This window comes from Pseudoxanthomonas beigongshangi, from assembly GCF_016820515.1.
Classification (GTDB): Bacteria; Pseudomonadota; Gammaproteobacteria; order Xanthomonadales; family Xanthomonadaceae; genus Pseudoxanthomonas_A; species Pseudoxanthomonas_A beigongshangi.
On record NZ_JADHDV010000001.1, the window covers coordinates 324,237 to 337,247 of the forward strand.

At 68.4% G+C, this 13,011-nt stretch carries 14 protein-coding genes; 12 read left to right on the plus strand and 2 right to left on the minus strand.

Going from position 1 to position 13,011, the window contains the following annotated elements; all coding sequences use genetic code 11:
- Window positions 1–39 precede the first annotated feature (39 nt).
- The 4 genes from IQ458_RS01445 to IQ458_RS01475 all read left to right on the plus strand — a co-directional run bounded on the left by IQ458_RS01445 (window position 40) and on the right by IQ458_RS01475 (window position 3,971).
- Window positions 40–1,755 (plus strand): type IV pilus assembly protein FimV, encoded by a 1,716-nt coding sequence (locus IQ458_RS01445; protein ID WP_203321681.1) that lies wholly within the window; start codon window positions 40–42, stop codon window positions 1,753–1,755.
- A 25-nt stretch (window positions 1,756–1,780) separates the two neighbouring features.
- Window positions 1,781–2,569 carry a tRNA pseudouridine(38-40) synthase TruA gene (gene truA / locus IQ458_RS01450; RefSeq protein ID WP_203321682.1) on the plus strand — a complete coding sequence of 263 codons (789 nt, stop codon included), beginning with the start codon at window positions 1,781–1,783 and terminating at the stop codon, window positions 2,567–2,569.
- Window positions 2,570–2,631: 62 nt separating this feature from the next.
- On the plus strand, window positions 2,632–3,360 hold the full coding sequence (locus IQ458_RS19510) for a hypothetical protein (RefSeq protein WP_235996578.1): 729 nt from the start codon (window positions 2,632–2,634) through the stop codon (window positions 3,358–3,360).
- Complete coding sequence (locus IQ458_RS01475) at window positions 3,330–3,971, plus strand: phosphoribosylanthranilate isomerase (RefSeq protein WP_203321696.1); 642 nt, start codon at window positions 3,330–3,332, stop codon at window positions 3,969–3,971. The genes IQ458_RS19510 and IQ458_RS01475 overlap by 31 nt, the downstream gene beginning before the upstream one ends.
- On the opposite strand, the gene IQ458_RS01480 is transcribed toward IQ458_RS01475, so the two are convergent.
- Window positions 3,968–4,861: a LysR family transcriptional regulator gene (locus IQ458_RS01480; protein ID WP_203321683.1), complete on the minus strand. Its 894-nt coding sequence runs from the start codon at window positions 4,859–4,861 to the stop codon at window positions 3,968–3,970. The genes IQ458_RS01475 and IQ458_RS01480 overlap by 4 nt on opposite strands.
- Window positions 4,862–4,962: 101 nt before the next feature.
- Between IQ458_RS01480 and trpB the strand changes: the two genes are divergently transcribed.
- The 6 genes from trpB (at window position 4,963) to IQ458_RS01510 (ending at window position 10,742) form a co-directional block, all read left to right on the plus strand.
- The gene (gene trpB / locus IQ458_RS01485; protein ID WP_192197617.1) at window positions 4,963–6,180 is read left to right on the plus strand and encodes a tryptophan synthase subunit beta; all 1,218 of its coding nucleotides are present in this window, start codon (window positions 4,963–4,965) and stop codon (window positions 6,178–6,180) included.
- A gap of 9 nt (window positions 6,181–6,189) precedes the next feature.
- Window positions 6,190–6,579, plus strand: coding sequence for a DUF3144 domain-containing protein (locus tag IQ458_RS01490; protein ID WP_183642379.1), 390 nt, complete (start codon window positions 6,190–6,192; stop codon window positions 6,577–6,579).
- Window positions 6,576–7,382: a tryptophan synthase subunit alpha gene (gene trpA, locus IQ458_RS01495; RefSeq protein ID WP_203321684.1), complete on the plus strand. Its 807-nt coding sequence runs from the start codon at window positions 6,576–6,578 to the stop codon at window positions 7,380–7,382. Before IQ458_RS01490 ends, trpA begins: the two co-directional genes overlap by 4 nt.
- Before the next feature lie 102 nt (window positions 7,383–7,484).
- Window positions 7,485–8,375, plus strand: a complete 891-nt coding sequence (gene accD / locus IQ458_RS01500; protein WP_141453307.1) for an acetyl-CoA carboxylase, carboxyltransferase subunit beta — start codon at window positions 7,485–7,487, stop codon at window positions 8,373–8,375.
- 16 nt (window positions 8,376–8,391) lie between these two features.
- A complete protein-coding gene (gene glmM / locus IQ458_RS01505; protein WP_203321685.1) occupies window positions 8,392–9,735 on the plus strand; it encodes a phosphoglucosamine mutase in 1,344 nt (447 codons plus the stop codon).
- A 68-nt stretch (window positions 9,736–9,803) separates the two neighbouring features.
- Complete coding sequence (locus IQ458_RS01510; protein ID WP_183642371.1) at window positions 9,804–10,742, plus strand: isopenicillin N synthase family dioxygenase; 939 nt, start codon at window positions 9,804–9,806, stop codon at window positions 10,740–10,742.
- Between the two features lie 169 nt (window positions 10,743–10,911).
- On the opposite strand, the gene IQ458_RS01515 is transcribed toward IQ458_RS01510, so the two are convergent.
- Window positions 10,912–11,715 (minus strand): SDR family NAD(P)-dependent oxidoreductase, encoded by an 804-nt coding sequence (locus tag IQ458_RS01515; RefSeq protein ID WP_203321686.1) that lies wholly within the window; start codon window positions 11,713–11,715, stop codon window positions 10,912–10,914.
- Window positions 11,716–11,834: 119 nt separating this feature from the next.
- Between IQ458_RS01515 and tpiA the strand changes: the two genes are divergently transcribed.
- Both tpiA and secG read left to right on the plus strand, forming a co-directional pair.
- The gene (gene tpiA / locus IQ458_RS01520; protein WP_203321687.1) at window positions 11,835–12,593 is read left to right on the plus strand and encodes a triose-phosphate isomerase; all 759 of its coding nucleotides are present in this window, start codon (window positions 11,835–11,837) and stop codon (window positions 12,591–12,593) included.
- A gap of 57 nt (window positions 12,594–12,650) precedes the next feature.
- The coding region (gene secG / locus IQ458_RS01525) for a preprotein translocase subunit SecG (RefSeq protein WP_203321688.1) at window positions 12,651–13,011 on the plus strand (361 nt) is incomplete at its 3' end.

Here is a 13,011-nt window from a genome sequence, read left to right on the forward strand (position 1 = left end):
CGTTATAGTCGGCGCCATCGTGGCAAAGGGGACGGCTTGATGCCGAGGGCGGGATACCGATGGCGTGGCCTGGCCGCGCTGGCGCTGCTGTTGATCAGCAGCTCGGCACTGGCGCTGGGGCTGGGCGAGATCCGGGTGAAATCAGCGCCCGGACAGCCGTTGCTGGCCGAGATCCCGATCATTTCCACCGAACCCGGCGAGCTGGAGCAATTGCGCGCCCAGCTCGCTTCCCCGACCACCTTCGAGCGGGTCGGCCTGCCCAGGCCGACCGGCCTGGTCGGCAATCTCGATTTCGCGGTGGCGCTGGACGAGGCCGGTCGCCCGGTGATCCGGGTCACCACGCAGGAGCCGGTCACCGTGCCGGTGCTCAACTTCCTGGTCGAAGTGGACTGGGGCCAGGGCCGGCTGGTGCGCGAGTACTCGGCGATGGTCGACTCGCCGGGCGCGGTCGCGGCCGCCGCCCAGCCGGTCATCGATGCCCCGCAGGCCGCGCCGGAGGATGCCATCGTGCGTCCGGCCGAACCGCCGGTCGCGGCGGTCGAGCCCGCACCGCCCGCCGACGCGCCGCCGGCGCCGGCACCGACTACCGCGGCTCCCGCCGGGGCAACCACGGCGGTGCCGCCGGCACCGGCACCGGCCGCACAGGCGGGCGATCAACTGACCGTCGCACGCGGCCAGACCCTGTCGGCGATCGCGCGCGACATCGGCGGCGGAAGCAGCCTGGACCAGACCATGATCGCCCTGCTGCGGGCGAATCCCGAGGCGTTCATCGGCGGCAACATCAACCGTCTGAAACAGGGCGCGGTGTTGCGCATTCCGGCCTCGGAGGAAGTCGCCAGGCTGGGGCAGATCGAGGCCGCGGCGCTGGTGCGCAACCAGATCGACGAATGGCGGCAGGCGCGCCGGCCGATTCCGCAACCGGCGGCGATCGCGGCGAACACGGCATCACCGGCGGCCGAAGCGCCGTCGCGCACGGCGGAAGCCCGCCTGGAAATCGCGCCGCCGCTGGCGGGCGCGGCGGCACGGGCGGGAACACAATCCGGCGTTGAAGCCGGTGGCGAGGGCGACATGCTGGCGAACGAACAACTGCAACAGAGCAAGGAAGATCTGGCCGCCCGCGAATCCGAAGTGCAGGAACTGCGCGCGCAGGTCGCCGAGCTGGAAAAGCTCAAGCAGCAGCAGGACAAGCTGATCGCGATGAAGGACAGCGATCTGGCCGCCGCCCAGCAACGGCTGGCGCAGTCCAACGACCCGTCGCAGGGCGCATCGCAGGGAACACCTCTGTGGGCGTGGATTGGCTGGGCGCTGCTGGTCGTCGGCGCGTTGGCCTGGTTGATCAGCAGCCGTCGCCAGCGCACCTCGCCGCCGAAGCCCGCCTCGCGCAAACCGTTGTTCGAAGCACCGGTGGCGACGGCAGCGCCGGCGGTCCCGGAGCAGGCGGAAGAAGCACCGGCACCCGAGGCGCCGCGCGAACCCGCACCGGCCGTGGCACCGGCGATCCCGGTCACGCCGGCCGCGCCGGTCAAACCGAATTCGCCGACCTGGCACTCCGGCGGCGAACCGGCGGCGGATCCGGTCGCCCGCGTGGCGCCGTTGAATCCGGCTCCGGCCGGCCGCGAACGACTGGAACTGGCAGTCGCGTACCTGGATCTGGGCGACACCGTCACCGCGCGCGATCTGCTGAACGAAGTGGCCGCAGGCAACGACGAAACGGCGCGTCAGGAAGCCCTGCAACTGCTGCGCGATCTGGGTTGATGCGGGCACGGGCAAGGAGTCGCTGATGCGGTACGCGCTGGGCGTCGAATACGACGGCAGCGGTTTCCAGGGCTGGCAGCGCCTGAGCAAGTCCGGTACGCCGGACGAGACCAGCGTGCAGTCGGTGCTGGAAAACGCACTCTCGCGGGTGGCCAACGCGCAGGTCGACACGATCTGCGCGGGGCGTACCGACGCGGGCGTGCATGCGCAGTGCCAGGTCGTCCACTTCGACAGCGATGCGCCGCGCGATCCCCGCAGCTGGGTGCTGGGTGCCACCGCCAATCTTCCGCCCGCGGTGTGCGTGCGCTGGTGCCAGCCGATGCCGGACGACTTCAATGCGCGCTTTTCCGCGCGGGCGCGCCGCTACCGTTATCGCCTGGTCAACCGCATGGTCCGCCCCGCGCTGGAACGGCACATGCTGAGCTGGGAGCGGATGCCGCTGGATGCGGACGCGATGCACCGCGCCGCGCAGGCGCTGCTCGGCGAGAACGATTTCAACGCGTTCCGGACCGTGCATTGCCAGTCGCCGCACGCATTCCGCGACCTGCAGGCGATTTCGGTGCGGCGCGAAGGCGAACAGGTCCGGGTCGACGTGCAGGCCAACGCGTTCCTGCACCACATGGTGCGCAACATCGTCGGTTCGCTGCTGGTGGTCGGGCGCGGCGAGAAACCGGAAAGCTGGATCGCGGAGCTGCTCGCCGGTCGCGACCGCACCGTGGCCGGGCCGACCGCGCCGCCCGACGGTCTGGTGTTCGTCAGTCCGCTGTATCCGTCGCATTGGCGATTGCCGCCCGAAGTGACCCTGCCGGATTGACCCGCGGCCCACGCACCTGGCCGTCACGCGCCGGCGCTTGCGTGGAGGGTAGGGTGGCGCGGATGCTCTTCCCGATTCCCGATTCCCGATTCCCGATTCCCGATTCCCGATTCCCGATTCCCGATTCCCGATTCCCGATTCCCGATTCCCGATTCCCGATTCCCGATTCCCGATTCCCGATTCCCGATTCCCGATTCCCGATTCCCGATTCCCGATTCCCGATTCCCGATTCCCGATTCCCGATTCCCGATTCCCGATTCCCGATTCCCGATTCCCGATTCCCGATTCCCGATTCCCGATTCCCGATTCCCGATTCCCGATTCCCGATTCCCGATTCCCGATTCCCGATTCCCGATTCCCGATTCCCGATTCCCGATTCCCGATTCCCGATTCCCGATTCCCGATTCCCGATTCCCGATTCCCGATTCCCGATTCCCGATTCCCGATTCCCGATTCCCGATTCCCGATTCCCGATTCCCGATTCCCGATTCCCGATTCCCGATTCCCGATTCCCGATTCCCGATTCCCGATTCCCGATTCCCGATTCCCGATTCCCGATTCCCGATTCCCGATTCCCGATTCCCGATTCCCGATTCCCGATTCCCGATTCCCGATTCCCGATTCCCGATTCCCGATTCCCGATTCCCGATTCCCGATTCCCGATTCCCGATTCCCGATTCCCGATTCCCGATTCCCGATTCCCGATTCCCGATTCCCGATTCCCGATTCCCGATTCCCGATTCCCGATTCCCGATTCCCCATGCCCACCCGCATCAAATTCTGTGGACTGACCCGAGCCGAGGACGTGCGCGCCGCGGTGGAACTGGGCGTGGACTACGTCGGCCTGGTGTTCGCGCCGCGCAGCCCGCGCCGATTGCTGATCGGGCAGGGGCGCATGCTGCGCGAACTGGTGCCCGAGGAAATCGCGGTGGTGGCGTTGATGATGGACAACAGCGCCGATGACGTGGAAGGCGTGATTGAGCACGTGCGTCCGGATCTGCTGCAGTTCCATGGTGGCGAAGAGGATGCGTTCTGCGCCGGCTTCGCCGTGCCGTTCCTGAAAGCCATCGCGATGGGCGGCGCCAGCGAGAGCGCCTTCACCGCGATCGCGCGTTATCCCTCCGCGCATGGCTTCCTGTTCGACGGCCACGCCGCGGGCGAGCAGGGCGGCAGCGGCAAGCGTTTCGACTGGAAGCAAATGCCGCAGGCGACCGAACGGCCGTATCTGCTGGCCGGCGGCCTGTCCGTGGACAACGTGGCCGTCGCGGTCCGCACCGCGCACCCTTGGGGGGTGGATGTATCCAGCGGCATCGAATCCGCGCCCGGGGTGAAGGATGCGGAGAAGATGCGCCAGTTCGTCGATGCGGTCCGCTACGCCGATCAGCGCGCGCAGCCGATCTAGTTCGGGACCGGAGCCATTGCGTCGGCGCCGAGTTCCCGTTCGAGCCAGTCGCCCAGCCGCTCCACCCGCGGATCCAACGGGCCACGCCGGGTGGCGAGAATCCAGGCACCGCCGGTCGCGCTGAATCCCCAGGGAGCGAGCAGGCGGCCGGCCGCCAGATCCGCGGCCACCAGCGGCTCGGGGGCGATCGCCACGCCCATCCCGGCAAGCGCGGCTTCCAGCAGGTAGTAGAGGTGCTCGAATCCGCTGCCGTAACGCAGGCGGTCGGGATCGATGCCGTGCTGGGCGGCCCAGACCGGCCAGGCCTGCGGGCGCGATGTGGTGTGCAGCAGCGGCTCTTCCAGCAGGCGGCGGGGATCGTGACTGGCGGGATGACGCGGGCTCACCACCGGGCCGATCCGCTCCGGCGCCAGCTCGCGGACCTGCCAGCCGGACGGCCATGGCGGCTCGGCCAGCAGCAGGGCGGCGTCCAGTCCGGTCAGTTCCGTGTCGAAGCCGTCTTCCTGCGCGGCCAGGTGCAGGGTCAGGCCGGGCAGGTCCCGGCCGAGCCGTTCCATGCGCGGAATCATCCAGCGCGCTAGCAGGCTGCCAGGACAGCCCAGCACGAGCGCCGACGGCGTATCGCGGCGCAGCCGGGCGGTGGCGTCCTGCAACCGGGCGAAGGCGGCCGCGGCGGCTTCCTGCAACTGCCGGCCCGCCGGGGTGAGCCGCAGCCCACGTCCTTCGCGGGAGAACAGCACCAGTCCCAGCTCCGCTTCCAGCAACCGGATCTGGCGGCTGACAGCGCCATGGGTGACATGCAGTTCCCGCGCGGCCTGGCTGACGCCGCCCAGCCGGGCCGCGGCCTCGAAGGCGCGCAGGGCGTTGAGCGAAGGCAGGCGGGCGGTCATGACATGTGAGTTTATCTCACGAATCATGCAGAAATCATCGATTCTTGCTGGGGGATGTGTGCGTTATGCTCGGCATCCGCCCATTCGCGCCGCCGCTGTCCATGTCCGAATCCCGCCCCGCCGACTTCCACGCCTTCCCCGACGCCCGCGGCCATTTCGGCCGGTTCGGCGGCCGCTTCGTCGCCGAGACCCTGATCGGCCCGTTGCAGGAACTGGCGGCGGCGTACGACCAGGCCCGCCAGGATCCGGCGTTCCTGGCCGCCTTCGATCACGACCTGAAGCACTACGTCGGCCGTCCCAGCCCGATCTATGAAGCCACCCGGCTGTCGCGCGAAGTCGGCGGCGCGCGCATCCTGCTCAAGCGCGAGGACCTGAACCACACCGGCGCGCACAAGATCAACAACACCATCGGCCAGGCCCTGCTGGCCAGCCGGATGGGCAAGCCGCGCATCATCGCCGAGACCGGCGCCGGCCAGCACGGCGTGGCCAGTGCCACCGTGGCCGCCCGGCTGGGCCTGGAATGCGTGGTCTACATGGGCGCCACCGATATCGAACGCCAGAAGATCAACGTCTACCGGATGAAGCTGCTGGGCGCGACCGTGGTGCCGGTGACGTCCGGCTCGGCAACCCTGAAGGATGCCTTGAACGAAGCGATGCGCGACTGGGTGACCAACGTGCACGACACCTTCTACATCATCGGTACCGTGGCCGGCCCGGATCCGTATCCGCGCATGGTCCGCGACTTCAACGCCGTGGTCGGGCGCGAGGCACGCGCGCAGATGCTGGAGGACTACGGCCGGCTGCCCGACGTGATCACCGCCTGCGTCGGTGGCGGCAGCAACGCCATCGGCCTGTTCCACGCCTTCCTCAACGATGCGGACGTGAAGATCGTCGGTGCCGAGGCGGCCGGCGACGGCATCGACAGCGGCCGTCACGCCGCTTCGATTGCCGCTGGCCGGCCCGGCGTGCTGCACGGCAACCGCACCTACGTGCTGTGCGACGACGACGGCCAAATCATCGAGACCCATTCGGTTTCCGCCGGGCTCGACTACCCGGGCGTCGGCCCGGAACACGCTTTCCTGGCCGACACCGGCCGTGCGCAGTATGTCGGCGTGACCGACGAAGAGGCGCTGGCCGCCTTCCACCAACTGGCCCGCACCGAGGGTATCCTTGCGGCGCTCGAGTCCAGCCACGCCGTGGCCCAGGCCATCAAGCTCGCCCGGGATCTGCCGCGCGACGCCCTGGTCCTGTGCAACCTGTCCGGACGGGGCGACAAGGATGTGCATACCATCGCCGCGCGCGAGAACCTCCATTTCTAAGGCAGTGCAATGACCGAACAGCAGAACGATCCGCAGGCCAGCCAGAATCCGAACCAGCTCGATCCGGCCTTCTTCACCTGCGTCAACGAATACCTGGAACTGACCAACCGCCAGGCCAAGCAGCAGGGCCTCAAGCGCATCAGCGTCGCCTCGCTGTATGCCGCCGCGCGTTTCAACTCGCACGTCTACCTGTCCTTCGAAGGTGACGCCGCGGCTTCGCGCAAGGATTTCCTCGACTACATGACCAACATGTACCGGCGGATGCTCAACGAGCACCTGGACGCGCTGGGTGCCGAGCGCGGCCTGAACGTCGGCGAATCGGAACTGGCCGCCGAATACGCCGCCTTCAACGAAGCACAGGCCGGCTCGACGGACAACCAGGAAACCAAGCCGGAATGAGCCGATTCGACCAGCGCTTTTCGGAATTGCGCGCCGCCGGCCGCAAGGCGCTCATTCCGTTCATCACCGCCGGGGATCCTTCGCTGGAGGACACCGTGCCGGTGATGCACGCGCTGGTGGAGGCGGGCGCCGACGTGATCGAACTCGGCGTCCCGTTCTCCGACCCCATGGCCGATGGCCCGACCATCCAGCGCAGCTCCGAGCGCGCGCTCGCGCGTGGCGCCGGCCTGCGCTACGTGCTCGATGCCGTGGCGGCGTTCCGCAAGCAGGACACGGCCACTCCCATCGTGCTGATGGGGTACCTGAACCCGGTCGAGATCCACGGCACGGCGCGGTTCGCGGAAGCGGCCGTGCAGGCCGGGGTGGACGGCGTGCTGCTGGTGGACCTGCCGCCGGAAGAGGCCGACGAAACCCGCGCCGCCTTCAACCGGCACGGTCTGGCCCTGATCATGCTCGCTTCGCCGACAACCTCCGACGAGCGCATGGCCATGCTCTGCGACGAAGCCCAGGGCTACCTGTACTACGTCAGCTTCGCCGGCGTCACCGGGGCGTCCGAGCGGCTGGATACGCGCGCCGCGGGCGACCGGCTGCGCCGCATCCGTTCCCTGGCCAAGGCGCCGGTCGCCGCCGGCTTCGGCATCCGGGACGCCGCCAGCGCCCGTGCCATGGCGGTGGACGCCGACGGAGTGGTGGTGGGCAGCGCGCTGGTCACCGAACTGGCCCGTACCGATGCCGCCGAAACCGCTCCGGCCCGCGCCGCCGCCTTCCTGGCGCCGCTCCGGCACGCCCTGGACCAGCCCTGAGCCCGTACCCCTCCGGGGTGAGGGGCGGCCTTGGACGGCCTGCTAAACTGACCCGTCTGCCCATCCGCGGGATGGGCCCCTGAACGGGATTGTCGATAACGCATGAGCTGGCTCAGCAAACTGATGCCGTCGGGCATCCGCACCGAGGGCGGTGGCGCCAAAAGCAAACGCAGTGTGCCCGAAGGGCTGTGGGAGAAGTGCGACCGCTGCGGCGCGGTGCTCTACCGCCCGGAACTGGAAGAAAACCTGGAGGTCTGCCCCAAGTGCGGCTTCCACATGTCCATCCGCGCCCGCGCGCGCCTGCAGGCGCTGTTCGACCCGGGCAGCATCGAGGAAATCAGCACCGGGCTGGCGCCGGTCGACGTGCTGAAGTTCCGCGACCAGAAGAAGTATTCCGACCGCTTCAAGGCGGCGCAGAAGGCGACCGGCGAGCATGACTCGCTGGTGGCGATGAAAGGCACCCTGAAGCAGCGTCCGCTGGTGGCCTGCGCCATGGACTTCGCCTTCATGGGCGGTTCGATGGGTTCGGTCAGCGGCGAGAAGTTCGCCCGTGCCGCCGAACGCGCCCTGGCCGACCGCGTGCCGCTGGTGTCGTTCGCCGCCAGCGGCGGCATGCGCATGCAGGAAAGCCTGTTCTCGCTGATGCAGATGGCCAAGACCTCGGCCGCGCTGGCGCGGCTGCGCGAGCAGGGCATCCCGTACATCTCGGTCAGCACCCATCCCACCTTCGGTGGCGCCTCGGCCTCGTTCGCGATGCTGGGCGACATCAACATCGCCGAGCCGGAAGCGTTGATCGGCTTCGCCGGTCCGCGCGTGATCGAGCAGACCGTGCGCGAAACGCTGCCGGAAGGTTTCCAGCGCGCCGAATTCCTGCTGGAGCACGGCGCCATCGACCAGATCTGCGATCGCCGGGAAATGCGCGATCGCCTGGGCGATCTGCTGGCGCTGCTGCTGAACCAGCCGCGGCCGCAAGAAACCGAAGTCATCGCCTGAGCAAGGAGGCACTCCGATGAGTCGCAAGTATTTTGGTACCGACGGCATCCGCGGACGGGTCGGGCAGGGCCCGATCTCGGCCGATTTCGTCCTGCGCCTGGGCAACGCGCTGGGTCGCGTACTGTCCGAGAACACCGGGCGACGCCCGACCGTGGTGATCGGTAAGGACACCCGCATTTCCGGCTACATGTTCGAAGCCGCGCTGGAAGCCGGGCTGGTCGCCGCCGGCGCCGACGTGCAGCTGATGGGACCGATGCCGACCCCGGCGGTGGCGTTCCTGTCGCGCACCCTCGGCGCCGACGCGGGCATCGTCATCAGCGCTTCGCACAACCCGCACTACGACAACGGCATCAAGTTCTTCTCGGCCGAAGGCGAGAAGCTGGACGACGCCACCGAGGCGGCGATCGAGGCCGCGCTGGATGGCGATTTCGTCACCGTCGAGTCGGAAAAGCTGGGCAAGGCGATCCGCAGCCGTGACGTGGTCGGCCGCTACATCGAGTTCTGCAAGGCCAGCGTGCCGCGCGGCTTCGATCTGCGGGGCCTGAAGATCGTGCTGGACTGCGCGCATGGCGCGACCTATCACATCGCGCCGCTGCTGTTCGGCGAGCTGGGAGCGGAGGTTGTCGCCATCGGCGCCGAGCCGAACGGCGTGAACATCAACGACGGCGTCGGCTCGATGCATATCGACAATCTCGCCCGCAAGGTGCGCGAGACCGGCGCGGATCTGGGCATCGCCTTCGACGGCGACGGCGATCGCGTGCTGATGGCCGACGACCAGGGCAATCCGGTCGACGGCGATGATCTGCTGTACGTCCTGGCCACGGCCTGGCAGCGGAGCGGGCGGCTGAAGGGCGCGGTGGTCGGCACGCTGATGACCAACTACGGCTTGGAGCGCGCGCTGGCCGAGCGCCAGGTGCCGTTCCTGCGGGTCAAGGTCGGCGATCGCTATGTCCACCAGGGCCTGGTCGAGGGGGGCGGCGTGCTGGGCGGCGAAACCTCGGGCCACTTGCTGTGCCTGGATCGCGCGACCACCGGCGACGCCATCGTCAGCGCGCTGCAGGTGCTGGAAGTGCTCAAGAGCGGTGGGCAGTCGCTGCGCCAGGCGCTGGCCGGCCTGTCCAAGGTGCCGCAGAAGACCATCAACGTGAAGCTGGCCAACGGCGGGCGTCCGGCCGAGGCCGCGAGCGTGCAGGCCGCGCTGGCCGAGGCGCAGGCGGCGGTGTCCGGCCGCGGCCGCGCCTTCCTGCGCCCCTCCGGCACCGAGCCGGTGGTGCGGGTGACCGTCGAGGCCGACGACGACGCGCTGATGCAGGCCACGCTGGAGAAGCTGGCCGAGGCCGTGCGCGCCGCGGCCGCTTGAGGCCGATCAATGCAATCCTGGCGCCGGTCGGCTGGAATGACGCCGCCGCGCCTTCCTGGAGCAAGTGAATGAGTTCCCGTATTCCCACCCTGGACATCACCCGTTTCGACACCGACCGCGAGGCCTTCGTCGCCGAACTGGGCGCCGCCTACCGCGAATGGGGATTTGCCGGCATCCGCAACCACGGCATCCCGCAGGCCGACATCGACGCCGCCTATGACGTGTTCAAGCGCTTCTTCGCACTGCCGGAAGAGACCAAGCGCAAGTACCACGTGCCGGGCAGCGGCGGCGCGCGTGGCTACACGCCGTTCGGCGTGGAGACCGCGAAGGACTCCAAGCATTTCGATCTGAAGGAGTTCTGGCACATCGGCCGCGAGATTCCCGATGACTCGAAGTATCGCGAGGTGATGCCGCCGAACCTGTGGCCGGACGAAGTGCCCGGATTCCGCGAGCACGGCTATGGCCTCTACGACGCGCTGGACAAGCTGGGCGCGCGGGTGCTGTCGGCGCTGGCGCTGCACATCGGGCTGGCGGAGGACTATTTCGCCGACAAGACCAACTCCGGCAATTCGATCCTGCGGCCGATCCACTATCCGCCGATCACCGCCGACGACATTCCCAACGTACGGGCCGGCGCGCACGAGGACATCAACCTGATCACGCTGCTGGTCGGCGCCAGCGCCGCCGGCCTGGAAGTGAAGTCCCAGCAGGGCGAGTGGGTGCCGTTCACCTCCGACGCGGACACCATCGTGGTCAACATCGGCGACATGCTGCAGCGCCTGACCAACCACGTGTATCCATCCACCACCCATCGGGTGGTGAACCCGCCGGGCGAGGAGGCGCGCAAGCCGCGCTATTCGGTGCCGTTCTTCCTGCATCCGAATCCGGATTTCCTGATCGACGTGTTGCCCTCGACGATCAGCACCGACAATCCCAAGCGCTATCCCGAGGCGATCACCGCGCAGGGCTACCTCGAAGAGCGCCTGCGCGAGATCAAGCTCAAGTAAGCACGCGTCGATGCCACGCCTGTGGCATCCGGTGCCCTCAGGCAAGAAGCTCGCGCCGGGACGGCGCTCCTGCCGCGCGGAATGCGACAGATGGTAGGAGCGGCCTCCGGCCGCGAGCTTTTTCTATCCGGCCACGGATTTTCCGCCCGCCGCAAGATTTTCCCGAAGCTCAATCCGCCTTGCGGATCCGCGAGGAATTCCGGCTCATCAACCGGAACCGCGCGTGATCCGACAGGTGCCGGGTGACTCCGTGCAGCAGGCGGTAGCGCCAGCCCGGCACCACGATCACGCGTCCGCGCTCCAGTCCGTCGATGCCGGCGCGCGCCACCGCGTCGGCCTGCAGCCACAGCTTCTTCGGCAGCTTGTCCATCATTACGCGGGTACCGGTGACGTCGTGGAATTCCGACCAGGTGAAACCGGGACAGAGCGCGCAGACCTTCACGCCGCGATCCGCGTTTTCCTGCGCCAGCGACTCGCTGAACTTGATCAGGAAGGCCTTGGCGGCGGCGTACAGGGTCTGGCCGTTGGAGCCCGGCATCAGCCCCGCGAAAGAGGCGACGTTGAGGATGCGACCGTCCGGGAAAACACGCAGCGAGGGCAGCAGCCGCCAGGTCAGTTCGCACACCGCATGGATCATCACCTGCAGGAACGCGGCATGGTCCGGCCATTCGCGGTTCTGGTAGCGGCCGGGCACGCCGAAGCCCGCGTTGTTGACCAGCACGCGCACGGCCAGGCCGCGCGCCTGGATGGCCTCGCACAGGCCGGCCACGCCATCGGCGGCGGCGAGATCGGCGGCAATCACTTCCACCGGCACCTGCGGGCGCAGTTCCGCCGCCAATGCTTCCAGGCGCTCCCGCCGGCGCGCGGTGAGGATCAGCGGTACGCCACGGCGCGCATATTCACGCGCGATTTCCGCGCCGATGCCGCTGGAGGCGCCGGTGATCAGGGCGTAGCCGGGAGGCGTAGGGGACATGCGAGGACTCCTGTCGATGCCAAGACTCGGGTTCCGCCGCATGGTAATGCGTGCGGCCGCGCTTGCCGGAAATCCCACATCGGCTATCCTTGCGCGCCCACTGGACAGGAATTGGTCTTATGCGCCGCAAGATCGTGGCCGGAAACTGGAAGCTCCACGGCGACCGCCAGTTCGCCTATGCCCTGATGGACGAGATTGCCATGGGCCTGCCGCTGGCCGGGGTGGACGTGCTGATCCTCCCGCCGCTGCCGTATCTGGGCGAGCTGGTCGAGGACTACGCGCCGCAGGGCTTCGCGCTGGGTTCGCAGGACGTGAGCAGCAACGAGAAGGGCGCGTATACCGGCGAGGTTTCCGCCTCGATGCTGGTCGATGTCGGTGCCACCCATGGCCTGGTCGGCCATTCCGAACGCCGCCAGTACCACCACGAGGACAACGAACTGGTCGCGCGCAAGTTCATCGCCGCGCGCAACGCCGGCCTGGTGCCGGTACTTTGCCTGGGCGAAAGCCTGGCGCAGCGCGACGCGGGGCAGACCGAGGCCGTGGTTGGCGCGCAGTTGCGGACGGTCCTGGACGCCGCCGGGGTGGAGGCGTTCGAACGGGCCATCGTGGCCTATGAACCGGTCTGGGCCATCGGTACCGGCCGCAATGCCAGCCCGGCCCAGGCCCAGGCCGTTCATGCATTCATCCGTGGCGAAGTGGCCGGACGCGATGCTAGAATCGCCGATTCGCTGCCCATCCTGTATGGCGGCAGCGTCAAGCCCGACAACGCCGCGGAACTGTTCGCGCAGCCCGATGTCGATGGAGGGCTGGTGGGTGGTGCGTCGTTGGTGGCGCGCGATTTTCTCGCCATCGCGAAAGCGGCGGCGGAGCGGGGCTGATCCCCCGCGGGTCCGGCCGTGGCCGGGCCTTCCAACCTGTTTCGGGACGAATTCGAAATGATGCTGATCCTCAATGTGGTCTACGTGCTGATCGCCATCGCGATCATCGCGCTGGTGCTGATGCAGCGCGGTTCGGGCGCGCAGGCCGGGTCCGGCTTCGGCGCCGGTGCCTCCGGCACGGTGTTCGGCGCACGCGGCGCCTCCAACTTCCTGTCCAAGAGCACCAAGTGGCTGGCGATCGCCTTCTTCGGCATCACCCTGTTCATGGCCTGGCACGCCTCGCACAGCGCGCGCCCGACCACCCAGCAGAACCTGGGCGTGATGACCCAGCAGCAGGCTCCGGCGGCCGGCGCGCCCGCGGCCGGCGAGCTGTCCGTCCCCGCGCAGCCGACCACGGTGCCCGCGGCGCCCGCGACCC

Excerpts from the sequence above, each read along its gene's own strand:
- IQ458_RS01515 (WP_203321686.1), bottom strand. The coding sequence starts at position 11,715 with ATGTCCCCTACGCCTCCCGGCTACGCCCTGATCACCGGCGCCTCCAGC.
- tpiA (WP_203321687.1), top strand. The coding sequence starts at position 11,835 with ATGCGCCGCAAGATCGTGGCCGGAAACTGGAAGCTCCACGGCGACCGC.
- trpA (WP_203321684.1), top strand. The coding sequence starts at position 6,576 with ATGAGCCGATTCGACCAGCGCTTTTCGGAATTGCGCGCCGCCGGCCGC.
- IQ458_RS01475 (WP_203321696.1), top strand. The coding sequence starts at position 3,330 with ATGCCCACCCGCATCAAATTCTGTGGACTGACCCGAGCCGAGGACGTG.
- IQ458_RS01445 (WP_203321681.1), top strand. The coding sequence starts at position 40 with ATGCCGAGGGCGGGATACCGATGGCGTGGCCTGGCCGCGCTGGCGCTG.
- accD (WP_141453307.1), top strand. The coding sequence starts at position 7,485 with ATGAGCTGGCTCAGCAAACTGATGCCGTCGGGCATCCGCACCGAGGGC.
- IQ458_RS01490 (WP_183642379.1), top strand. The coding sequence starts at position 6,190 with ATGACCGAACAGCAGAACGATCCGCAGGCCAGCCAGAATCCGAACCAG.
- IQ458_RS01510 (WP_183642371.1), top strand. The coding sequence starts at position 9,804 with ATGAGTTCCCGTATTCCCACCCTGGACATCACCCGTTTCGACACCGAC.
- IQ458_RS01480 (WP_203321683.1), bottom strand. The coding sequence starts at position 4,861 with ATGACCGCCCGCCTGCCTTCGCTCAACGCCCTGCGCGCCTTCGAGGCC.
- glmM (WP_203321685.1), top strand. The coding sequence starts at position 8,392 with ATGAGTCGCAAGTATTTTGGTACCGACGGCATCCGCGGACGGGTCGGG.
- trpB (WP_192197617.1), top strand. The coding sequence starts at position 4,963 with ATGTCCGAATCCCGCCCCGCCGACTTCCACGCCTTCCCCGACGCCCGC.
- truA (WP_203321682.1), top strand. The coding sequence starts at position 1,781 with ATGCGGTACGCGCTGGGCGTCGAATACGACGGCAGCGGTTTCCAGGGC.
- IQ458_RS19510 (WP_235996578.1), top strand. The coding sequence starts at position 2,632 with ATGCTCTTCCCGATTCCCGATTCCCGATTCCCGATTCCCGATTCCCGA.